At 60.7% G+C, this 21,123-nt stretch carries 16 protein-coding genes; 3 read left to right on the forward strand and 13 right to left on the reverse strand.

From position 1 onward, the window contains the following. Positions 1-50: 50 nt before the first annotated feature. The 4 genes from AB8B33_RS21575 to hglS form a co-directional block, all read right to left on the reverse strand. Positions 51-1,076 carry an iron ABC transporter substrate-binding protein gene (locus AB8B33_RS21575; protein ID WP_439016828.1) on the reverse strand — a complete coding sequence of 342 codons (1,026 nt, stop codon included), beginning with the start codon at positions 1,074-1,076 and terminating at the stop codon, positions 51-53. Between the two features lie 205 nt (positions 1,077-1,281). Further along, positions 1,282-2,820, reverse strand: coding sequence for an L-piperidine-6-carboxylate dehydrogenase (amaB, locus tag AB8B33_RS21580; RefSeq protein ID WP_439016829.1), 1,539 nt, complete (start codon positions 2,818-2,820; stop codon positions 1,282-1,284). A 25-nt stretch (positions 2,821-2,845) separates the two neighbouring features. Then, on the reverse strand, positions 2,846-4,129 hold the full coding sequence (locus tag AB8B33_RS21585; RefSeq protein WP_439016830.1) for an NAD(P)/FAD-dependent oxidoreductase: 1,284 nt from the start codon (positions 4,127-4,129) through the stop codon (positions 2,846-2,848). A 69-nt stretch (positions 4,130-4,198) separates the two neighbouring features. Beyond that, complete coding sequence (gene hglS, locus AB8B33_RS21590) at positions 4,199-5,605, reverse strand: 2-oxoadipate dioxygenase/decarboxylase HglS (protein ID WP_439016831.1); 1,407 nt, start codon at positions 5,603-5,605, stop codon at positions 4,199-4,201. A 103-nt stretch (positions 5,606-5,708) separates the two neighbouring features. On the opposite strand from hglS, the gene AB8B33_RS21595 reads away from it, so the two are divergent. The 3 genes from AB8B33_RS21595 to AB8B33_RS21605 all read left to right on the forward strand — a co-directional run bounded on the left by AB8B33_RS21595 (position 5,709) and on the right by AB8B33_RS21605 (position 8,194). Further along, complete coding sequence (locus AB8B33_RS21595; protein ID WP_439016832.1) at positions 5,709-6,617, forward strand: LysR family transcriptional regulator; 909 nt, start codon at positions 5,709-5,711, stop codon at positions 6,615-6,617. 70 nt (positions 6,618-6,687) lie between these two features. Further along, positions 6,688-6,924 (forward strand): Lrp/AsnC ligand binding domain-containing protein, encoded by a 237-nt coding sequence (locus AB8B33_RS21600; RefSeq protein ID WP_007825394.1) that lies wholly within the window; start codon positions 6,688-6,690, stop codon positions 6,922-6,924. Positions 6,925-7,027: 103 nt separating this feature from the next. Continuing rightward, positions 7,028-8,194, forward strand: a complete 1,167-nt coding sequence (locus AB8B33_RS21605; RefSeq protein WP_439016833.1) for a glycosyltransferase family 4 protein — start codon at positions 7,028-7,030, stop codon at positions 8,192-8,194. A gap of 65 nt (positions 8,195-8,259) precedes the next feature. On the opposite strand, the gene AB8B33_RS21610 is transcribed toward AB8B33_RS21605, so the two are convergent. The 9 genes from AB8B33_RS21610 to epmA all read right to left on the reverse strand — a co-directional run bounded on the left by AB8B33_RS21610 (position 8,260) and on the right by epmA (position 21,072). Continuing rightward, complete coding sequence (locus tag AB8B33_RS21610) at positions 8,260-11,571, reverse strand: oligosaccharide flippase family protein (protein ID WP_439016834.1); 3,312 nt, start codon at positions 11,569-11,571, stop codon at positions 8,260-8,262. Positions 11,572-11,661: 90 nt separating this feature from the next. Then, positions 11,662-12,840, reverse strand: a complete 1,179-nt coding sequence (locus AB8B33_RS21615) for a glycosyltransferase family 4 protein (protein ID WP_439017284.1) — start codon at positions 12,838-12,840, stop codon at positions 11,662-11,664. A gap of 46 nt (positions 12,841-12,886) precedes the next feature. Then, positions 12,887-15,361: a glycosyl hydrolase 2 galactose-binding domain-containing protein gene (locus tag AB8B33_RS21620; RefSeq protein ID WP_439016835.1), complete on the reverse strand. Its 2,475-nt coding sequence runs from the start codon at positions 15,359-15,361 to the stop codon at positions 12,887-12,889. 16 nt (positions 15,362-15,377) lie between these two features. After that, positions 15,378-16,340 (reverse strand): DUF1839 family protein, encoded by a 963-nt coding sequence (locus AB8B33_RS21625; RefSeq protein WP_439016836.1) that lies wholly within the window; start codon positions 16,338-16,340, stop codon positions 15,378-15,380. An 8-nt stretch (positions 16,341-16,348) separates the two neighbouring features. After that, positions 16,349-17,257 (reverse strand): amino acid--[acyl-carrier-protein] ligase, encoded by a 909-nt coding sequence (locus tag AB8B33_RS21630; RefSeq protein WP_439016837.1) that lies wholly within the window; start codon positions 17,255-17,257, stop codon positions 16,349-16,351. 4 nt (positions 17,258-17,261) lie between these two features. Further along, positions 17,262-18,443: an acyl-CoA dehydrogenase family protein gene (locus AB8B33_RS21635; RefSeq protein WP_439016838.1), complete on the reverse strand. Its 1,182-nt coding sequence runs from the start codon at positions 18,441-18,443 to the stop codon at positions 17,262-17,264. Further along, complete coding sequence (locus tag AB8B33_RS21640) at positions 18,443-18,694, reverse strand: acyl carrier protein (RefSeq protein WP_112564399.1); 252 nt, start codon at positions 18,692-18,694, stop codon at positions 18,443-18,445. Before AB8B33_RS21640 ends, AB8B33_RS21635 begins: the two co-directional genes overlap by 1 nt. A 264-nt stretch (positions 18,695-18,958) precedes the next feature. Then, positions 18,959-20,011, reverse strand: coding sequence for a lysine-2,3-aminomutase-like protein (locus AB8B33_RS21645; RefSeq protein ID WP_439016839.1), 1,053 nt, complete (start codon positions 20,009-20,011; stop codon positions 18,959-18,961). Next, positions 20,008-21,072 carry an EF-P lysine aminoacylase EpmA gene (epmA, locus tag AB8B33_RS21650; RefSeq protein ID WP_439016841.1) on the reverse strand — a complete coding sequence of 355 codons (1,065 nt, stop codon included), beginning with the start codon at positions 21,070-21,072 and terminating at the stop codon, positions 20,008-20,010. The genes AB8B33_RS21645 and epmA overlap by 4 nt, the downstream gene beginning before the upstream one ends. Positions 21,073-21,123: the final 51 nt, after the last annotated feature.

The raw sequence follows: 21,123 nt of genomic DNA on the forward strand, positions 1-21,123 counted from the left end.
CTTGAGCCAAAAGCAATAGTTTTGGCTGGAAGAAGACTGCGGCAGAAAGGTTAGATAAGGCCGGCGGCCGTCATCAGCTCCACGACCTTCTTGCTGTCGAGGGTCGAGGCTTCAACCTTCGGCGCGTTGAGGTCGGAAAGCGGCACCAGCCTGTCGTTGGAGGCCGCATCCTTGCCGATGGCGTATTCAAAGGAATCGCCGTCCTTGAGCACGGTCTGGCCAGCCTTGCTGGTGAGGTAGTTCAGGAAAGCCTGAGCTTCCTTCATGTGTTGCGTGGACTTCAGGATACCGCTGCCCGAAACGCTGACGAAGGCGCCCGGATCCTGGTTCTTGAAATAGTGCAGGCCGACATTCTTGCTGTTCTCACCGGTCTTGGCCTGATCGCCGAACCAGTAGTAGTGATAGATGATCGCGCCTTCGACTTCACCGGCATTAACCGCCTTCATGGCAACGCTGTTGCCCTTGTAGGGGGTGGCATTGTCCTTGAGACCTTTCAGCCAGGCCTTGGTGGCGTCTTCACCCTTCAGCTGCAGGAAGGCGGCAACGATTGCCTGGAAGTCGGCGCCTGCGGGAGCCGCGCCCCAGCGACCCTTCCAGGCCGGGTCCTGCAGATCGAGCATCGACTTCGGCAGTTTGTCTTCGGTCAGCTTCGTCTTGTCATAGGCAAAAACGGTCGTGCGCGCGGCAATGCCGGTCCACATGCCGTCGGCCGGGCGATACTGCTCCGGAACCTGCTCCAGCGTGTCCTTATCGACGGGCGCAAACAGGCCGGCGCCATCGACCAGCGTCATGGCCGGCGAGTTTTCGGTGAGGAAAACGTCGGCGGGCGAAGCATCGCCTTCCTGGATGATCTGGTTGGCGAACTGCATATCGCTGCCCTGGCGCATGGTGACCTTGATGCCGGTCTCCTTGGTGAAGGCATCGATCCATTCGCGGCCGAGGCTTTCGTGCTGGGCATTATAGACGACGATGCCTTCGGACTGCTGCGCATTGGCACTGCCTGCGAGCGCGGTGGCTGCGAGAAGTGAAGCGGCAAGCGCAAGCGCGCCGGAAAGACGGTTAAGAGCAATTTTCATGATGGCCTCCGTGGCGATGTCACCCGAGCTCCCAAGGGTGATGGCAGGCGTATATTTTTGTTGACTGATTACTTCAAGTTTCGAGGTCAAAAATAACATCACATTATCTTGACTCAATCTTTCATCTTCGCGGGGAATAAATCCGGATTTCGTCAAAAAAAGCGACGCCGGCGAGGCGTCGCTTCTTAGATTCCAATGCGTTAGCTTATTCGACGTCGAACTTGACGCCCTGCGCCAGCGGCAGCGTCTTGCCGTAATTGACGGTGTTGGTGGAGCGTCGCATGTAAGCCTTCCAGGCATCCGAACCGGATTCACGGCCGCCGCCTGTCTCCTTCTCGCCGCCAAAGGCTCCGCCGATCTCAGCACCGGACGGACCAATATTGACATTGGCGATGCCGCAATCCGAACCACGCGAAGACAGGAAGGTCTCCGCTTCGCGCATATTGTTGGTGAAGATCGAGGACGACAGACCCTGCGGCACAGCGTTGTGCAGCTCCAGCACAGCGTCGAAATCGCTGTACTTGATGACGTAGAGGATCGGCGCGAAGGTTTCCTGCTCGACCGGGCCGGTCTGCTCAGACATTTCGACGAGTGCGGGACGAACATAGAAGGCTTCTGCCGAACCGTTCTCGACGCGCTCACCACCGACGACAGCGCCGCCGGCGGCCTTTGCCTGGCCGAGGGCCGTCTGCATCTTGTCAAAGGCCTGCCCGTCGATCAGCGGGCCGACCAGCGTGCCTGTTTCCAGCGGGTTGCCGATCGTCACCGAACCATAGGCCTTCTTCAGCCGTGGAACGAGCTGGTCGTAGACGCTCTCATGCACGAAGAGACGGCGCAGCGTCGTGCAGCGCTGGCCGGCCGTGCCCATGGCCGCGAAGGCAACGCCCCGCAGCGTCAGATCAAGATCGGCCGTCGGGCAGACGATTGCGGCATTGTTGCCGCCAAGCTCCAGGATTGCGCGGGCAAAGCGCTGCGACAGGCGCGGGCCTACGGCGCGGCCCATGGCCGTGGAGCCGGTGGCCGAAACGAGCGGGATCTTCGGATGGTCGACCAGCACTTCGCCAACCTCGCGGCCGCCGATCAGGAGCGTCGAGAGATTTGCCGGCGCCTTGCCGCCTTCAGCAACAAAACGCTTCAGCGCCTTCTCGAACAGCGCCTGGACGGCAAGCGCTGTCAGCGGCGTCTTTTCCGAAGGCTTCCAGACCGTGGAATTGCCGCAGACGATGGCGAGTGCTGCATTCCACGACCAGACAGCCACAGGGAAATTGAACGCCGAGATGATGCCGATGGCGCCAAGTGGATGCCAGCTTTCCATCATCCGGTGCTCGGCGCGCTCGGTGGCGATCGTCAGGCCATAGAGCTGGCGGGAAAGGCCGACTGCGAAATCGCAGATATCGATCATTTCCTGCACTTCGCCGAGGCCTTCGGAGGTGATCTTGCCGACTTCGATCGAGACCAGGCGGCCGAGTGCAACCTTGGAGGCCCGCAGCTCTTCGCCGAGCAGGCGGATCAGCTCGCCGCGTTTCGGCGCCGGAACGGCACGCCATTCGAGGAACGCCTTGTGCGCCGCGTCGATCGCCGCCTTGGCGTCCGCAACAGAATGCTCCTTAAGCTTTCCAATTTCCTTGCCCGTGATCGGTGATGTCACCGAAAGCGTACCGCCGGTATATCTGTTGGCATCGACGCCGAGATCGGCGAGCAGCTTGGCGGTTTCGGTGGCGAGATCGAGGACGGCGATGGTCATTGTCTTGGTTCCATTCTTGTTGTTCTCAGAAACGGGCATCGGCGAAATGGGCGACCTGAGCGCCGGCTTCGTACCATAATTCCTTGAGTGCGCGGAAGCTCGGCTCACGCGGATCGGTCAGTGGCAAAGGCAGATCCGCTTCGGCCATCCGGCCAAGAATATGCTCCGCCAAAGTGCGGCCGAACACTGTCCCGGGCGCGATCCCGCGGCCATTATAGCCCGAAAAGCCGATGACATTGGGAGCGAATTTGTGGAAGCGCGGCAGTGCATTGTCGGTCATGCCAATCTGCCCGTACCATTCGCACTCGAATTCGATATCGCCGATCTCGGGGAAAAGCCGCTTCAGCGAGCGCTTCGCCCAGCCTTTGTGCACGGAAAGGCCAGTATTGCGCAACGCCCCGACACTGCCGAAGACCAGGCGGCCGGCCTGATCCATCCGGAAGGAGGAGAGGATTTCCTTTGTATCCCACGCACCCTCGCGATTGGGCAGGATCGACTGGCGCAGATTGTCGCCGAGCGGCACGGTGGCAAAATTGAAATAGGGCAAAAACACCTGCTCGTTGCGCACCTGCTCCCAGGGTCCAGTGCTATAGGCATCCGTCGCTACAATGATCCAGTTTGCCGTGACCTGTCCGCGCGCCGTCTTCACCACCCAGCGGCTGCCCTGCCGCTCGGTTGCGATAATAGGGCTTGCCGTATGCAACACGACACCCGCCTTCTGCGCCGCATGGGCAAGCCCGCGCGCATAGGCAAGTGGCTGCAGCGTGCCGGCCCGCATATCGAGCAGCGATCCGGCATAGGCATTCGTACCGATGCGTTTTGCCGTCTCATCCGCATTGAGCAATGTGACGGGCGCGCCGCGCGCCGACCATTGCTTGTAGCGCTCCTCGACTTCCTTCAACCCATCGGGACCGACGGCGCAATGCAGCGTACCCTGCTTTTCGAGCTCGCAAGCAATGCCATGCTTTTCGATCAGTTCCATCACCAGCCGTGGCGCGTTGCCAAGCAGGTCGAGCAGACGCTCGCCATAAACCGGGCCGAGCACACCGGGCAGGTCATCAGGCATGACCCACATGCCGGCATTGATGAGGCCGACATTGCGACCTGCGCCGCCGAAACCGATCTCCTTGGCCTCGAGCAGCACGACCCGCGATCCGGCTTCGGCCAGATGCAGGCCGGAAGAAAGACCCGTATAACCGCCACCGACGATGACGACATCGGCCTCGATAGCGCCTTCCAGCACAGAGGTGACGGGTGGCTGGGGAGCAGTCTTTTCCCACAGGCCGTGGGAGCGCGGATCATTGAGCATCAGACAGTCCAGTCAGGATCGAAATCGGCACTCTAGCGCCGCCTCCGCCCTTGCGGAAGCGGCCAAATATCAGGCGACCGTCTTTAGCTTCAGGCCGGAAAGGCAGAGCTTTTCCATGGCCATGTCGAGCGAGGCGGCCTGCCGCTCGGCATAGAGCGCGAGCTCGTCCTGGACCTTCGCGCCGAGCGCCTCCTCGAAGGCATCCCGATTCGAGCGTGTCGCATAATTCTGCTGCTGGTCCGTGCCGAGGTTCGACTGGAAGATACCGGCCGCGCTGACGGGCAGGAAATCCTCGTAGATGATGGGATCGAACCGCAGATAGCCCTCGGCGATCAACGCATCCGGATCGGAGGGCAGCTGTCCCTTGGCCGCAATACCTTCGGGCGTCGCCGAATAGTGGAAGAAGGCAAACCCCTCGCGCCGCAGCTCGTCCCAGCTGTCCGGCAGTGCTTTGAAACGCTCGGCAAGTTCGACATCGTAGTCGCCGGCCTTGGCGCCGGATGCGCCGACCTGCACTTCGCCGCGCACCGAGGCAAGCAGCCGATCATAGAGCGCCCGGCCCTTGGCCGTCAGCGCCACGCCGCGCTGTTCGATCTCGCCGAAGCGGGCCGTATGCGTGCCTGATGTCGTCCCGGCCTCGCCGGCAAAAGCAATCGGTTCTTCCAGAGCCTTGAAGCTCGTCTGCCGCAGCAGGATATCGCAATTGCGTCGCGGCGGGCCTTCGATGACGGCCTTGGGCGTGATGCCGCGCTCCGGCATGCGCCGTTGCACTTCATCAATATCGAGCGTGCGCGGCGTCAGATGGTTGATATGCGGCCCCTTGAAACTGACGACGTCTGCAATGAGGCGGTGGGCATCATGCAGACGCTTGTAGGTCTCGGCGCTGACCGTCGCCTCGCCGTGCCAGCGGAAGGTTTCCAGCGCCCCAGCAACGAACTCCGCAGCTTCCGCTTCCGTCAGACCGCCGGCTTTCTCATGCTGTTCGATGAGGACGATGGCGCGCGGTGTGTAGATGCGCCGTCTTGCGAGGATTGCCGCGGCTTCAGCGCGCAACTCTTCGTCTTCGATCAGTTCCAGGCGCAACAACGAGGTGAAGACGCGGAACGGATTGACGTTCAGCGCCGCTTCATCGACAGGCCGGAAGCAGGTGGAATGTACGGGAACGCCGGCGACCGAGAGATCGTAGTAACCGACCGACTGCATCCCCATGACGGCAAAGAGCCGGCGGATCGTAAACAGCTCTTCGGCCGTTCCGAGACGGATCGCGCCATGACGCTCGACATCGATGCGCTCGAGCTCGCCTGCGCGCCGAAGCCGCTCGCTCAGTCCCTGGTCTTTTGCGAGGACTTCGGCGTTGACCTCTCCCACGAGCTCGATCAGCGTGCCGTATTGCGGCACCTCCGTCCGGTACATCTGCGACATGGCTTCGGTGAAAAGCGAACGGATGCGATCCGTGGAGACGAAAGCGCCGGGCATGAAGAAACTCCGCGTTCATTCCGATTTTGCAGGATGAAGTTCTTTACAAGGCCGCCGAAGCGGTGAATATCGACGTTTCGGAAATAGTTCATTCTGAAATGGAATGATCATGCTCTCACCAAGACGTTTTTTGCCGTCGATCTCGCACCTCGCCGCCTTCGAGGCGGTCGCCCGCACCGGCAGCGTTACGTCAGCCGCCCGCGAACTCGACCTGACACAGAGCGCCGTCAGCCGCCAGATCAAGGCGCTGGAGGAGCAACTCGGCGTCGAGCTTTTCCTGCGCGAACGCCAGACCGTGCGACTTACTCTTGCCGGAGACGCCTACGCGCGTGAGATCCGCGAGGCACTCCGCCGTATCTCCAGCGCCTCGCTAAACCTCCGCGCTAACCCGCATGGCGGTACTTTGAACCTCGCAATTCTGCCGACCTTCGGCACGCGCTGGCTGGCGCCGCGCCTCGGCCGCTTTCTCGCCACCAATCCGGGCGTCACGATCAACCTCGTGACCCGGCTCTCCTCCTTCGATTTCCGGCTCGATACCATCGATGCCGCCATCCACTTCGGTCATCCCCACTGGCCGGGCGCGGAACTCGCCTTTCTGATGTCGGAACGCACGCTGCCCGCCTGCAGCCCGGATTTCCTCAAACGCAACGCGATCTCCCGCGCGGAAGACCTGCTGACAGCGCCCCTCCTGCATCTGACAACCCGGCCCGACGCCTGGGAACGCTGGTTTGCCGACAACGGCGTCGTCTTCGAAAGCGTGCACGGCATGCTGTTCGACCAGTTTGCGACGGCAGCGCAGGCAGCGATCGCCGGCCTCGGTGTTGCCCTGCTGCCGACTTTCCTCATCCAGGAAGAACTGAAGCGCGGCGATCTCATCCCCGCCGTCGACCGCGAGATGGAAAGCCGCGAACGCTATTATCTCGCTTTTCCGCCGGAACGCGCAGATTACGCTCCGCTTGCCGCCTTCCGCGACTGGATTGTCTCCGAAGCCCGTTCGGGTCCTGAAATGTAAGGAAGGCTTGCATCGCAGCAGCGGTTTCGACCATTATGCGCGCCATCAGAATTCGATGCAGGAAATTCCCATGAAGCCGATCTTCGTCCAGCTCCAGTGTGCTCCAGGCAAGACCTATGAGGTCGCCGACGCCATCTACAAGACCGAACTGGTCTCGGAGCTCTATTCGACATCAGGCAATTACGACCTGCTGCTCAAGGTCTACATCGAAGAAGGCCAGGATATCGGCAAGTTCATCAATGACAACATCGCCAACATCCCCGGCATCGTCCGTTCGCTGACGACATTGACCTTCAAGGCGTTCTGAACCAGTTAACCCTTTTGTTAATAAAGCCGCTCGGGGTGCATCTTCATATACCGCACCTTAACGGCCGGCGTGGCTGGTCATTCCCACAGAGAATAGGTGGGAAATGTCCGTCTCCATGACAGTGACCGTCGAAAAAAGGCCGCAGCTTGATGCTGCGCCTCTCATCGTGCACGTCGTGCGCCAGTTTCTGCCGAACCGCGGCGGCCTGGAAGATGTGGTCGCCAATCTCGCCCGCCAGACCCTGAAACGCGGATACCGCGTTCGCGTCGTCACGCTCAATTCCCTCTTTACCGCACCTGAAAACAAGCTGCCGGCGCGCGAAATCATCGACGACATCGAGATCGTGCGCATCCCCTGGTCGGGCAGCAGCCGCTATCCGCTGGCGCCGCAGGTGTTCCGTCATATCGGCGATGCCGACCTGATCCATGTCCATGCGATCGACTTCTTCTTCGATGCACTCGCCTGGGGCAGGTTCCTGCACCGCAAGCCCATGGTCGTCACGACCCATGGCGGCTTCTTTCACACGAAGAAATTCCTGGCGATCAAGAAGGTCTGGTTCAGGACGCTGACACGGCGCTCGGCGAGCGCCTATCGCCGCGTAGTCTGCTGCAGCGCGTCCGATCTCAGCCAGTTCATCCAGATCGTCCCCGATGGCATTACCATCGAGAATGGCGCCGATATCGGCAAATTCGCCGATGCCTCCTCGCGCACCCCCGAACGGCGCGTCGTCACTATCGGGCGCTTCTCGGTAAACAAACGGCTCGATCTGCTACTGGATGCAACGGCAGCGCTCGTCGAACGCAATCCCGGCTGGCGTCTCGATATCATCGGCGCCGAATCCGATCTCAATGCCGCCAATCTCAGGCGCGAGATCACCGCAAGGTCGCTGGACACGGCCGTCACTCTGACTATTTCGCCGGATAATCAAACGATCCGCGAGATCATCGCGAAAGCTTCTCTTTTCGCTTCCGCCTCGGAATATGAGGGCTTCGGCCTCGTCGCGCTGGAAGCGATGAGTGCCGGCCTGCAGCCAGTCCTGAACTCCAATGAGGCTTACCGCGTACTTGCCGGGCGGCACGAGCAGATCATTCTCGCCGACTTCATGAAGCCGGATCGGGCCGCTGACGCGATCGAGGAAGCCTACCGGAAAGTAAGCGCCGAGGGTACAGCACTGCGGGAGAGCCTTGTTCAGGCCGCGCACGCTTATTCGTGGGACGCAGTCGCCGAACGCTATATCGACCTCTACCGGTCGATCGGCATTGCCGCCTAGCGCAATTCCGAACACAAAACCGCTGCGCAGTTTTGCGGGAAGTGCTCCAACAAAGCAGGAAATTCTCAGGCCTTCGCTAACCGAACGATCTCGTCCAGCACCAGCTTGCGCGATTCCGGCGGCGTCAGGTTGTGATCAGCATCCTGCAGCATCACCACCCGCACATTCGGATGCCGTGTAAACTTGTGCCCGCGCGGGCCGAAATGGAAATACATGTGGTCGAGACCGACATCGCCTTCGCTGTAGATCAGCGTCAGCGGCACCTTGCGCCTGCCAAGCGCCGCAAAGGACTGGCGCACTTGCCGCGCGATATGACGGCGGCCTGGAATGAGTTCGACAAGCGGCGCGATGCGCGGCGAAAGCCGGCGGCCGATCGCGATGAAGATGTTCTGCAGGGCCGCAAAGACATCGACCTCGCCGCGGAACAGCCGTCTGACCGTGTCGAGCCGCATCATCCGCTGACCGTAGTCGTCGACGCTGCGCGGAACAGAGACGACATGCTCGCGCCGCACCGGCATCTCGGGATCCCAGTAGTAGACGAAGGGATTAATCGAAACGATCGCCTTCAAACGCTCATCCTCGATGCCCGCGCGCAGGGCCACATAGCCGCCGCTGCAGCGACCTGCGACCATGATCGGTCCGGCGACAAAGCTTTCCAAGAGATCCAGCGAGGCGAGCGCGTCTTCCGTCTGTGTCGCCGAATAGAGAACCTGTTCCGGCGCATCCGGGCGCGGAACGCTGTCGCCGACATTGGCGGAATCGAAGCGGAGTGAAACGACGCCCTGGCGAGCGAGCGCACGCGCCATATCGACAGTCGTACGACCCCAGCCGGCATGCCGGTCATAGGCCGTCGACATAAAGAGCACGGCATTACCCTTGATCTCGCCCTGCGGCCGGCTGATGACGCCGATCAGATGCTGGAAGGCTCCGAATCGAACCGGAATTTCCTCAAAACCATCACCCGCGAGCGACTGGTTTCCGACTTCCTGCGGAGAGTGCCCCGCGGATGCGGCAGACACGGTTGTCTCGACAAGCCATTCGGTGAGCAGCGCGATGACTGCCATCGGCGTCTTGGCAAAGAGCGGGTTCGTGACCAGCTCGTCATAACCTTCGAAAACGCGCTGCTCGACATTGCCGCCGAGCGCCTTCAGGGCGTCGGCGAAGGCCGTATCGTCACCCCGAACCGGGCGTTCGAGGATGAGGTAATTCGGCGCCGCCAGGCCCTGCGGTGAACTGATATTGAGCTTGCCGATTTCCGCAGCAATCGCGTCGGGCAAGGTCAGACCGGCGATCTGCACCTGGGCGCTCGGCGCATGCTCCTTGCCGAGACCGAGGTCGGCATGGATGATCCGCGACCACATGTTGATTTCGCGCAGATGCCCCCTGCCGCTTAGAATAGGCGCAAGCAGCGCGACACTGTCGACGCCCTCGATCGAATGGCCAGTCAAATGAGCAAGCGTGCCGCCGAGACCCTGGCCGACAAGGATGATCTGCGAGCAGCCGCTGAGCGTCTTCAGCTTTACAGCGGCCGCGCGGATGGAGTTCTTCCAGATTTCCAGGCTCGGCGTCTGATTTCCGAAATCGAGTGCGTCACCCGTGCCCGTATAGTCGAACCGCAGGCTCGGTACACCGATATCGGAAAAATGCTCTGCCGCCACACGATAGAATTTCCGCGTGCACATTTCCTCGAAACCCCATGGGCTGACGAAGAGGACGGCAGCCGAGCGTCTTGCGACATCAGGCTTTTCGGGCATGAACAGACCAATCGTGCCATCGAAGACAACGGGAAGAGCAGCGGCACGGCCGGCGCCTTCTGCTGGTTCACGCGAGAATTCTTCGTTGACCGGCTTCTTCGCTTCTCCTTCTCGGGTCGGCGGGGTGATGAAATTGACCACGCGCCTTGCCGGTCCCTTCAGCAGCGCCGGCATCTTGTCGAGGATCGAGCGCAGCACCTGGATATCTTCGGCCGGAACGGCGCGCAGGACTTTCAACGCAGCAAAATAAGTAAATGTGCCAGCGATGATCGCCGCGACAAGACCAATCGGACCCTGGATGAGCTCAAGTGCAGTGATGGCACCGCAGCCGCAAAATACCGCCGCGAGAGTAATCTTCGTAAGGCTGAGATAAAGGCCCGAAAGCTGAGTTCCGAATCCCGTTTGCCTGACCATCATTACCGACATCGCAACAAATACGGCTATGCGCACAAGCGCGGCACCCTCGGCGGCAAGACTAGGTACGATGAGTAAACAACCCACTACCATCAGGAGGCCACCTATCACACTGATTTTCAACCGTACATTGGCCTTGTCGATTGAAAGCAGGTACAGGCTGAGAACCTGCATGAGAGTGTAGGCAGGCGCGACAAGCGCAAGCAGGGCGACTACTCCGCCGCTTCGGTCGAAGGCTTCGCCGAAGACCACATGCACAAGTTCAGTAGAGATCGCAGCAAGCCCGAGGCTCATCGGCAGCACAATATAGGCCATGCTGCGGATGACGGCGGCAAAGGCCTCGACCGGGAATTTCGAGTCGGCGCTGGCATGCCGCCGTTCAGAATAATAGGGCAGCAGGCTGCCGCTCATCTGGATGGGAAGCTGCAGCGCGATATTGGCGATCGACAGGCCGGCAGCATAGAAACCGACCATTTCCACCGACCAGAACTGCTGCAGGAAGAGCAGTTCGATACGGTTGAGGAAGATCGAATCGATGATGAACTGCATCGACAGGATGACCGACGACGAAGCCAGATATTTGAGCGAGACGCCGCAGCGGTCACGACGGGTAAAGAGGATCGGCAAGGTAGCGACGAAAAGCACGAGCTGGCCGAGCGCATAGCCGACGAGCACGCCCAGCACCCCATAAAAAACGGCACCGACCGCCACACCCACAAGCTGAAAGACCGAGACGATCAGCGTCAGCTGAAAGAAGGTGCCAAGCCGCTTTTCGCCGATGAGGTAGAATTTGACGAAGGAGCCAATCGCCTGGACGAAGAAGAGAATGCCTGTCACAAGCGCCACCGACGGCGCGGTATCAGCCCAGTGCATTTCCTCCGATGTCAGGAAGAACAGGGCATAGAGCCCCAGCAGCACCAACGTGGAGCAGACCATGAAGGTGACCAGGATCGAGGCAAATCCCCTACGTTGCTCGAAACTGTAGCCCTGCGCCGAAAGCTGCGGCAGCGTCTTCAGAAGCGTGATGCTGGAGCCGAGCTCAGCAATCGAGGCCCCTGTGACAACGAGCCAGAGCGAAAAGGCGACGATACCGTTGGCCTCGGGGCCGAGCAGGCGTGCGGTTATGATCGAGGATACGAATCCCGTCACCAGAAGCAGCATGCCAGCCGCCGCATTCATCACCGAGTTTGCAATAATGCCCTTCGACATCCGTCCATCCGCTAGAAGCCGCATCGCGGCCGAAAAACAAGCCATCTCTAAATTGGAAACGTTAAAATAAAGGGGAGTGAGGCACTCAGCTTAGCTCGCCTGCATCGTCGAAAGCCTCGAAAGCGCCTTGTCATAACTGTGCTCGGCAAGATGGCGCATCAGATAGGTCCGAGCCCCCTCCGCTTTTCGCCTCGCACCATCAGAATCGGAATAGATGCTCTTCAGATGCGCTGCCGCGGCCACTGGCGAGGGATCGGCCCAGACGGCATTCTTGAGATCGGCAAATTCCGGATGGCTGTCGACGACGGGAATGAGCGACGGCTCGACCAGCCAGGTATTGTCGGGATCACAGAAATCGGCCGTGCCCGACCATCCTGTCGAGATGACGGGCGTGCGGTGCATGATCGCTTCAGCCACCGTCAGGCCGAAGCCCTCCGAGCGGTGCAGCGAAAGATAGGCATTGGAATCGCGGATAATGCCGTTGATCTCCGAACTCGCCAGATTGTCGGTAACGATCCGGATGTTGCGGTCGCCTTCCACGGACTGCATGAGTGCCCGAAGCGTCTCGTCCCTGGCCGGGTTGCCGCTCGCCTTCATCAGCAGGAAGGCATTGGGGCATTCGGCGCTGAAGAGCCTGAAGGCTTCGATCACCGCCTGCGGGTTCTTGCGGTTGATCGAGGAGCCGGCACTGAAGATGAACGATACGAGGAAAGCATCCTCGGCAATTCCGAATTTCTGCCTGATACCGTCAGCCGCCGGCCGCTCGGTAACAGGGTGCGGCACGACAATGACAGGTGCAGTCGTATGCGGCGCGATTGCTCGCCTGGTGAATTCGGAGGGAACGAAGACGGCGCTCATATAGTGCATGGCATTGCGCCATTCCGCCGGCACCACTTCAAGCTCCCAGGCCCAGTAGCCGATGTTGAAGGCACGAGTGAAATTCCCGAGGCCTTTCTTCAGGATCGCGCGCGGCAGCATGGGCGGATTGAGATGCCATATGCGGCTTCCCGGCTGGCCGTCGGAAACCTGTGTAGATGCCCACTCCACCAGCTTGCCTTCATCCGGATGCGTGCTGACATCAGCCAGCATGATCTCACGGCCCGCCCGCGAAAGCGCACCAACGCAAAGTCGCGCGGATTCGCCTACACCCGCCGCCATCGACAGATAGCCGACAATCTCAACCGGCCGGCGCGGATTGAAGGCAAGCCGCGATTTGACGATAAGCCGCTGCAGCAGATGCCCGCGCACGCTCCGATAGACGCCCCGCAGAGCCTCTTCCGCCTGCACTCTGATGGTCATGACCGCTCCCTAGCCCTTAAAGCGCGAAACGGCGCGCGGCGCCGACGCTCCTGATTTCGCCTGCCGGCAATGCATCGCCATCAGTGCCCGCAGCGGCGATGAGCTTCACTCGCTTGGCAGGGCCCGGTGCCAGATGGAACCAGTCCTCTTCCGCCCGGTAGCCTTCGACATCGATATGGACAGATTGGGCCAGCCTGTCGGTCGCAAGCGTGATGAACCAATCATCGCCCTCACGCATGAAAGATGCCTCGATCGTCGCGTCGTGGAAGGCTTTGGCTCGGCCTCGCGGAAAATGGAAAGCCTGTGCGAGCAACGCTCCGTCCATCGTCGACCGCAGCCAGGCAACGCTGACGTCATGCGACGGCGCGCCAAAACGGAAGGCATAGGTCGCATCGAAGAAGCCGCCGAAGAGATCGGTGCAAGCGATACGCTCCACGCTTCTCGGGTCGAGATTGAAAGCCTTGCTGCCGCTCGCGACCTGCTGGCGCCCCTCGCGCAGGCAGGCGACATCGAGTTCGACAGCGACCACCTTATCCGTTTCGTTGATGACGTGGACATAGAGGCCGTTCGTCCCCTCGTCCGTAAAAACCGCCTGCACCGGACGGAAGGCGCGGCGCATTGCATGCCAGACAGGCTTCGGCTCGCCGGTTGAGTCGATCACGCCCCAGCCGGGACCTGGCAACAGATCCTGCAGGGTCCAGACGAGCGCGCCATTACAGGACGATCCCTTGCGTCGCCATTCGGCAAAAGTCTCCTCCAGCACCTCGCTCGTCACAGCGCGCGAAAGATCGAGATAACGCTCGGGGTCTTCTCGACGGAGCCTGGCCGCATCGAGATCGTAGAGAAGCCCGAGATAGAAATCTCTGATATCCTCGAAATCCCAGGAAGCACCGCGGTCGCGCGGCACCCGCTCTTTCCAGAGCGGACTGTGAACTGGGGGCACGTCGAGATGCCGTTGCAAGGTCCGCTGCTGCGGCACATGGGCAAAGGCGAGGCTTTCGGCCGCAAAGCGCACCTCGGCGCGGCGCGCATCCTCGAGTGGCCGCATATAGGCGCCGACGCCGTAATAATGCGTCACGCCGGCGTTGGGCGAAAAGGGCATCGCCCCGCCATAGGGCGAATTCGGCACATAGGGCACATCCGGCCGCATGCGCTGGCAGATCGCCGGGATGATCTCGTCGGTGATCGGCCCGCTCCAGAAATCCGGGGGCAGACCGAACATCGCCGCCTGCTGGTGGATTTCGCTGCCGCCGCAGAGCACGGCAAGCGAGGGCGAGAGCTGTACGCCATGCAGAAACTCTTCCACCTCGGTATGTACATGGCCGATAAAAGCCTTGTCATTCTTCGGATAGTCGAAATTGGCGAACATGAAGTCTTGCCAGACCATCAGCCCGAGCACATCGCAGAGCGCGAAAAAGTCAGGCGTTTCATAGGCCATGGTACCGCCGATGCGGATCATGTTCATGCCAGCCTCGGCAGCAAGCCGCAGGAAGGGCTCGTAATCGGCCCGCTCGCCAGGCAGCCGTGCGATATCGGCCGTTGTCCAGACCGCGCCGCGGCAGAAGACCTGCTCGCCGTTTATGACAAGCGCGAAATCATTGCCATCAGCGCCATGCTCAACCTCGATACGACGAAAGCCGGCTTTGCCCAGCGAATGTTCTTCGCCATCGATAACCAGCGTCACATCATAGAGATGCGGCACACCATGCGTATGCGGCCACCACGCCTCGATGTCGGAAAGCTTGAGAATCGCCGAATAATGCCGATCGCCGATCTTCTCGAAACCCTGCTCGGCGCCGGCGCAACGCAACAGCATCACCGGCTCTTCGCCAGCGGTATAAAGCGAAACGCTGAGTCGCCCCGCGCCGTTTTCCTCCAACACCGCGCGCACCGAAACATGATCGACCGAGGCCACGCCCCGGCGCACGAGCGAAATCTGCCGCCACGGCCCAACGGCATGGATCTCCGGACACCAGCCGGGCATATGCCCGAGCAGTGTGTTGCGGACATTCTTCAGCCCTTGAGGCGTAATCATCTGCGGTCGCCAGCGAGCACGCGGCCCCGGCTCCGACAGACGAGGGCCAAGCGCCCGGAAACAGAGCGCCAGTTCATCACCGCCTGTCAGCGTCACCGGCATTTCGTGCGCAGTGAACATGCTCTCGGAAAAGAGGATTTCCTGGCCGTTGAGAAAAACATGGCAGATCGTCGCCAGCCCCTCAAAACGCAGGATCGCCTCACCCGGCTCCGTATCGAAGAGGCGGGTCAGGTACCAGGCATCCTTGGTGTTCAGCGGCTGTGGATTTTCCCGGTCGAACAGCCCTGCTCTTTCGAGCGCCGCTGCAACGGTGCCGGGAACAGGTGCAGGAATGAACTGCGCCGAAAGATGGATGTCGTGGGGTGTCGCGCAGGCGCCAGGCTCGGTCAGAACCAGATTCCACCCTTCGGAAAGCAAGCTTTCCTCAGCCCCGATGCTTGCCAACCGCCCCCGCATGGTCAGATCTCCGGCCTCAGACTCGCTCCGCGAGCGATGCCATCATCGAATCCCATGCATCGGCTGCCGGATCAAGTGCCGCTTTCAAAGGCTCGAACTTGCGGCGGGTGACGGCGCGGGCAAGCTGGAACTGAACCGACTTCGCCACTTCCGAGATCCGGCGCGCCTCTCCGGCCGCAACACCAAACTCGCCGGCTGAAAGCCAAGTCAGATGATCGGCCGCGAGTTCGAAATTCGCACCTACCTGCCGCAGCGTGTTGAAGGCATATTTGTGGAAGAAACCGAAGGGCCGATCGGCTACTGCCTCAACCTGCAACGGAAAGACCTCGGCAAAGGCGCGGATCGGATTGGCGCTTGGGCGGCGATGGAAATGGAAGCCCAGGAGCCGCCGCGAAACCTCGCGCAGATGTGCTTCGCCGACAGGGCGTTCCGGGAACTTGGCGAATTCGGTATAGGGCAGGAACGGCGCATCCTCATCCGTCAGATGGGATTGGAACAAGCCGTCGAAATCCTCGCCCTCGATGCGGAAATAACCGGCATTATGGAAGTAGTCGACACGCTTGCCGGCAAAGTCCAGCCGGTTGATCGCAACCGTCGTCTTGCCATGTTCCTGCCGGTAGGCGGTGCCGCGCGTATCTGGCATGTAGAAGGAATCCATCTCGATGAGGCAGAGCCGCCCGCGGGCGATCTGCACCTCGATATGTCGCTCGACGCGGTCGTAGATCGCAAGCTCGGTGGCGCGAATGCCGTAGAGCGCTTCGAGATCCTCCAGCGGCACCTTGAAGAAGGTGAACTGGTCGCCCTCGAAATCCTGGGTCAACGTGAAACCGAGCATCGCTTCCGGCGCAACACCGAAGGTCGAGAGAACCTCGATCCAGAGATCGATGTAGCAATTGGTCTCCGGCCACATGCGCTCACCGGAATGCAGCGCATGCGCCTTGTAGGTATCGGGATCGATACCCGCAAAGACCGATGTCATCGAGCCGCTCAGCCCCACAGGACTTTCCGCACACTTGCCGGCCATTCCTTGACGTCAAGGCCGTGATGATGGAAGAGCGCGAGCGCAATGCGCTCCAGCCCGAAGCCGACGCAGGCGGTGTGGGCCACGCTGCCGTCTTCAAGGTTCAGGCCCCACTTCACGCCGAACGAGTCCTGATGATAGTTGAAGCTCATGCAGGCCGTCGGGTTTGCAGAGGAGGTGATCGGGATCAAGAGCTCGAACTTCAGGTTCTGGTCGCGCTGGTTGTTGACCATCATCTTGCCGGCACGGCCGAAGAACGGGTCGTTGGCAACGTCGATCGTCACGTCGAGACCGACCTGCTTCATCATTTCGACACCGCGGTCCATCCAGCTCTGGCGGAAATCGGTCACATGCTGCTCGGTGCCCATGCAGACATATTCGCGCATGCGGAAAAGCTGCTGCCGGGCCGGATCCTTGGAAGGCTCATGACGGAAGCAATAGGATTGCAGATCGAAGAGACCGCCTTTGGCCGGCAGGTTGCCGCGCTTGGCGACCGTCGGATAAAGCGGATAGCAGGCTGCCGGCGTCAGCACGATGTCGGTCGCCTTCTGGTCCTTGGTCCAGTCCTCGCCGACTTCCATGCACTGCAGCAGGCTCATATGGTCGAGCTCGGCGCCGCAGAAGCTGTGCACCGTGCCGGCAAGCTGCGGAAAGCTCTTCATGTAGCCGCTCTTTTCGAAGAGCGCGCGGTTCATGCCGGGCGGAAAGCGCATCGCTTCGGCGCCATCGCCGCCGCCGAACTTGTCGATCAGCCGCTCGAAGGCAGCGATGACATCTTCGAACTGGCCGCTGCGGCCATAAAGACCGTCAACGCCGGTATCGATCAGCAGACCAGACTCGAAGAGCCGGTCCAGAAACGAAGTCTGCATATCCATGGCTTTACCCCAGTAGGCTAGTGTCCTGCTTATGGACGAGGAGCATGCTCGACGTATTGCCGAGGATGCGGTCGTTCGAGATCATGAGCTGTGCGGAATGGGCATCGCGCAGATGACGTCCGAGGCTGAAGGGCGTACCGTTCTTGTAGCCCATGATGCCGCAGATCAGCATGGTATGATTGACGATTTCCAGGATCGTTTCCGAAGAGGCGATCTTCACATTGTTCATCGCCACGGCAAAACCCATCGACGAGAGCTTGTCGCCGTCAACCTTGGCATCCTCATAGGCCTTGAGGCCGGCAACGACGTTCGATTTCACCATCTGCAGGAGGTTGGAAACCTCCGCGAGGCGAAGCGCGCCGGGCGGCGTGGCGTCGGGAGACTTGCGGGCAGCGGCACGCACGAAACCCTGTGCGCGGGAAACGGCATCGACCGCGATGCCGTACCAGACACCGCTCCAGAGCAGGTGCGAGGAGGCGAGCATCGACTGCGCAGCGATTTCAGCGAAGGGCTTCGGCAGGATCTGTGCGGCCGGCGCTTCGCCCTTGAAGAGGAAGCCGTCGGAGCAGGTACCGCGCATGCCGAGCGTGTTCCAGATATGCGTCTTTTCGAGCGTGTACTGATCCCTAAGGAAGGCAGTCAGCACCTGATCGGAAGAAGCGGCCTGCGGATGGCTGCGCGAGGTGATGAGAATTGCATCGGCATGCGAGCCGTAGGAAATGACGGTCGCATCCTTTTGCAGCCTGCAGATATCGCCGTCGATTTCGATGGCGCAGATGCTGTTGCGCAGATTGCCGCCGATCCCACCTTCGGTGGTGGCGGAAGCGATCAGAAGTTGTTCGGCGGCGATACGGCGCATGAAGGCGCTATGCCATTCGCTGTCGACGCCGTGTTCGACGAGGCTCGAAAGCTTGATCTGGTGCATGGCGAAGACCATCGCGCTTGCCGCGCAGGCCTGGCCAAGAATCGAGCACAATTCGGCGATCTGGGTGATGGAAGCGGCCTCGCCACCGAGATGGCGGGGAATCTGGATGCCGAGCAGGCGCTCGGTCTTCATCGCGTTGACGGCTTCCTGCGGGAACCGGCCTTCGAAATCGACGGCATCCGCATGTTTTGCCGCAATTTCTGCGACGCGGGCAGCCCTTGCGACCAGGCTGTCTTCCGTGATCTTGACCGGGAAGTTCATCAGGCGACCTTTCGGCTATCCCGGATGAGATCGACCGTCTTGGCGATCGCCGAGATGCTTGCGAAGGACTTGCGGTTCAGGAGATTGTCAGGAAATTCAATATCGAATGCCTCTTCGATGCCAAGCATGAGCTGCACCGAGGCGAAGGACGTCAGACCCGCAGCGTAGAGATCCGCATCGTCGGCAACCTGATCAACAGGAACAGGAAGCTTACCGAACTTGGCTACGAGGTCGCGGATTGTCTTGTTCATCCCATTAACTCCAGATTTTCATGATCCTGAGCCGGCATTCATCGCCTTTTCATGGGAGTGCTTTTAGTGCGGAAAACAGAAAATTCCGCTAATGTAATTAGTTAAATATGACTATCATTCATACTTTGTATTTTACAAATAATGCCCGCTTGAGGCCTAATACTTCATTCCTATCAATAGTTTGATGTGGCCCGAGACGACCGGCAGTAAATGGCCCCGGCTGTATCGAGTGCAGAAATGGTACGCCGGGAGCACGCTTTTGCGTTAACCGGCAGGAGGATAGGAATGCTCGCCGCCGCGATAGTCCGACACCGAGTAGCAGCCCTCCCCGGTCGTCTTCACAGCGCTCGCACCGATGACAGCCTTGCCGTAACCACCGGGAATATCGAGAATATAGGTGGGCTGGCAGAGACCGGAGATGCGGCCGCGAAGCGAGGCAACGATCTTCTGCCCCTCTTCTATCGACAGCCTGAAATGGCTGGTGCCGGGCGCAAGGTCCGGATGATGCAGATAATAAGGTTTCACGCGCGTCTCGACGAAGGCCCGCATAAGTTCTGCCAGCACGTCGGGATCGTCATTGACGCCCTTCAGGAGCACCGACTGGCTGACCATGACGATGCCGGCATCCACCAGCCGGGCGCAGGCGGCGCGTGCTTCAGTCGTCAGCTCACGCGGATGGTTGGCGTGAAGCGCGACATAGACAGTCTTGCCACTCGCTTTCAGCGCCGCAATCAGCTCCGCATCAATCTTCTGCGGATCGACGACGGGCACGCGCGTGTGGAAGCGCACGATCTTCACATGCTCGATCTCAGCAAGCTCGCTTAGAATGTCGCCGAGACGCCTTGGTGAAAGCACCAGCGGATCGCCGCCGGTCAGGATCACTTCCCAGATCTCGCCATGCCCGCGGATATAGTCGACGGCTGCAGCCAGCGCCGCCGGATCGAGCATGCCGAGCCCCTGCGGCCCCACCATCTCGCGCCGGAAGCAGAAGCGGCAATAGACCGGGCAGACATGCACGGCCTTCAACAGCACGCGGTCCGGATAGCGATGCACGATGCCCTCGACCGGGCTGTGCGCATGGTCCCCGATGGGGTCGGCCCGTTCCTCGGGCGTGGTAACGAGTTCCGCCACATCGGGCACGAACTGACGGGCAATCGGATCGGCCGGATCGGCATAATCGATCAACCTTGCCATGGCAGGTGTCAGCGCGATGGCATAGCGCGCGGCGACCTCATCGAGCGCCAGTCGCTCCGTGTCCTCGACCAGCCCCGCCCTGACGAGATCGTCGACGCTCTTGATCGGACGCATGACATTCATCGGCCGTACTCCGCGACCGGCGCCCAGAGCACCTGATCGATCCGCGATGCACCTGTCGCCAGCATCACCAACCGGTCGAAGCCGAGCGCGATGCCGCTCGCTTCCGGCATGACCGCCAGCGCCGCCAGAAAATCCTCGTCGAGCGGATAGGTCTCGCCATAGACCCGCATCTTCTCCGCCATCTCGATCTCGAAACGGCGCCGCTGCTCGGCGGCATTTGTAAGTTCGCCAAAGCCGTTGGCAAGCTCGACCCCGCACGCATAGAACTCGAAGCGCTCCGCTACGCGCGGATCGCGCGCCGAAGGCCGCGCAAGAGCCGCTTCTGAAACAGGATATTCGTCGAGAATGGTGACACGGCCAAAGCCGAGATAAGGCTCGACCTTCTCCACCAGCACCCGACTGAAGAGATCAGCCCAATGATCGTCATCGGCAACGCGCATGCCGACCCGCCGCATTTCCGCGGCAAGATGCTCGCGTTCGGTCGAGCCGTCAGCAGATACAGAAGCCAGAAGATCGATGCCGGCATGGCGACCGAACGCTTCTGCAACGCTGATGCGCTCCGGCCCGGCGAAGGGATCGCACTCAGCGCCGCGATAGGTAAGCGTTGCGGTCTTCACCGTTTCGGCAGCGAGCGCCAGCATACGCACGCAATCCATCATCAGGCTCTCATAGCTCTCGCCCGCCCGATACCATTCGAGCATTGTGAACTCAGGATGATGCAGCGGCCCGCGCTCGCGGTTGCGATAGACATGCGCAAAGCAGGCGATGCGTTCTTCACCGGCGGCCAAAAGCTTCTTGCAGGCAAATTCCGGCGACGTGTGCAGGTAGAAGGGCGCAGCCTGTCCGTCCGTCGTCAGCGCTTGCGTCGCAAAGGCATGCAGATGCGCCTCGTTGCCTGGAGACACCTGCAGCGTCGCAGTATCGACCTCGATGAAATCCTCACGGGCGAAATAACCTCGCAGCGCTGACTGGATCGCGTTACGCCCGATAAGGAACGGGCGGCGATCGGCATGCACTGATGGTGTCCACCAGGGAGACGCTGTGGCGCTCGTGAGGTTCATTCAACGCTTTCCTTGCCGGATTCGGCCGGGATGGGGTGGCTATTTACGCGA

Source organism: Rhizobium sp. 768_B6_N1_8, assembly GCF_051811225.1.
GTDB lineage: Bacteria > Pseudomonadota > Alphaproteobacteria > Rhizobiales > Rhizobiaceae > Rhizobium.

Coding starts and splice junctions, on each gene's coding strand:
- AB8B33_RS21575 (WP_439016828.1), bottom strand. CDS start 1,076: ATGAAAATTGCTCTTAACCGTCTTTCCGGCGCGCTTGCGCTTGCCGCT.
- amaB (WP_439016829.1), bottom strand. CDS start 2,820: ATGACCATCGCCGTCCTCGATCTCGCCACCGAAACCGCCAAGCTGCTC.
- AB8B33_RS21585 (WP_439016830.1), bottom strand. CDS start 4,129: ATGCTCAATGATCCGCGCTCCCACGGCCTGTGGGAAAAGACTGCTCCC.
- hglS (WP_439016831.1), bottom strand. CDS start 5,605: ATGCCCGGCGCTTTCGTCTCCACGGATCGCATCCGTTCGCTTTTCACC.
- AB8B33_RS21595 (WP_439016832.1), top strand. CDS start 5,709: ATGATCATGCTCTCACCAAGACGTTTTTTGCCGTCGATCTCGCACCTC.
- AB8B33_RS21600 (WP_007825394.1), top strand. CDS start 6,688: ATGAAGCCGATCTTCGTCCAGCTCCAGTGTGCTCCAGGCAAGACCTAT.
- AB8B33_RS21605 (WP_439016833.1), top strand. CDS start 7,028: ATGTCCGTCTCCATGACAGTGACCGTCGAAAAAAGGCCGCAGCTTGAT.
- AB8B33_RS21610 (WP_439016834.1), bottom strand. CDS start 11,571: ATGTCGAAGGGCATTATTGCAAACTCGGTGATGAATGCGGCGGCTGGC.
- AB8B33_RS21620 (WP_439016835.1), bottom strand. CDS start 15,361: ATGCGGGGGCGGTTGGCAAGCATCGGGGCTGAGGAAAGCTTGCTTTCC.
- AB8B33_RS21625 (WP_439016836.1), bottom strand. CDS start 16,340: ATGACATCGGTCTTTGCGGGTATCGATCCCGATACCTACAAGGCGCAT.
- AB8B33_RS21630 (WP_439016837.1), bottom strand. CDS start 17,257: ATGGATATGCAGACTTCGTTTCTGGACCGGCTCTTCGAGTCTGGTCTG.
- AB8B33_RS21635 (WP_439016838.1), bottom strand. CDS start 18,443: ATGAACTTCCCGGTCAAGATCACGGAAGACAGCCTGGTCGCAAGGGCT.
- AB8B33_RS21640 (WP_112564399.1), bottom strand. CDS start 18,694: ATGAACAAGACAATCCGCGACCTCGTAGCCAAGTTCGGTAAGCTTCCT.
- AB8B33_RS21645 (WP_439016839.1), bottom strand. CDS start 20,011: ATGAATGTCATGCGTCCGATCAAGAGCGTCGACGATCTCGTCAGGGCG.
- epmA (WP_439016841.1), bottom strand. CDS start 21,072: ATGAACCTCACGAGCGCCACAGCGTCTCCCTGGTGGACACCATCAGTG.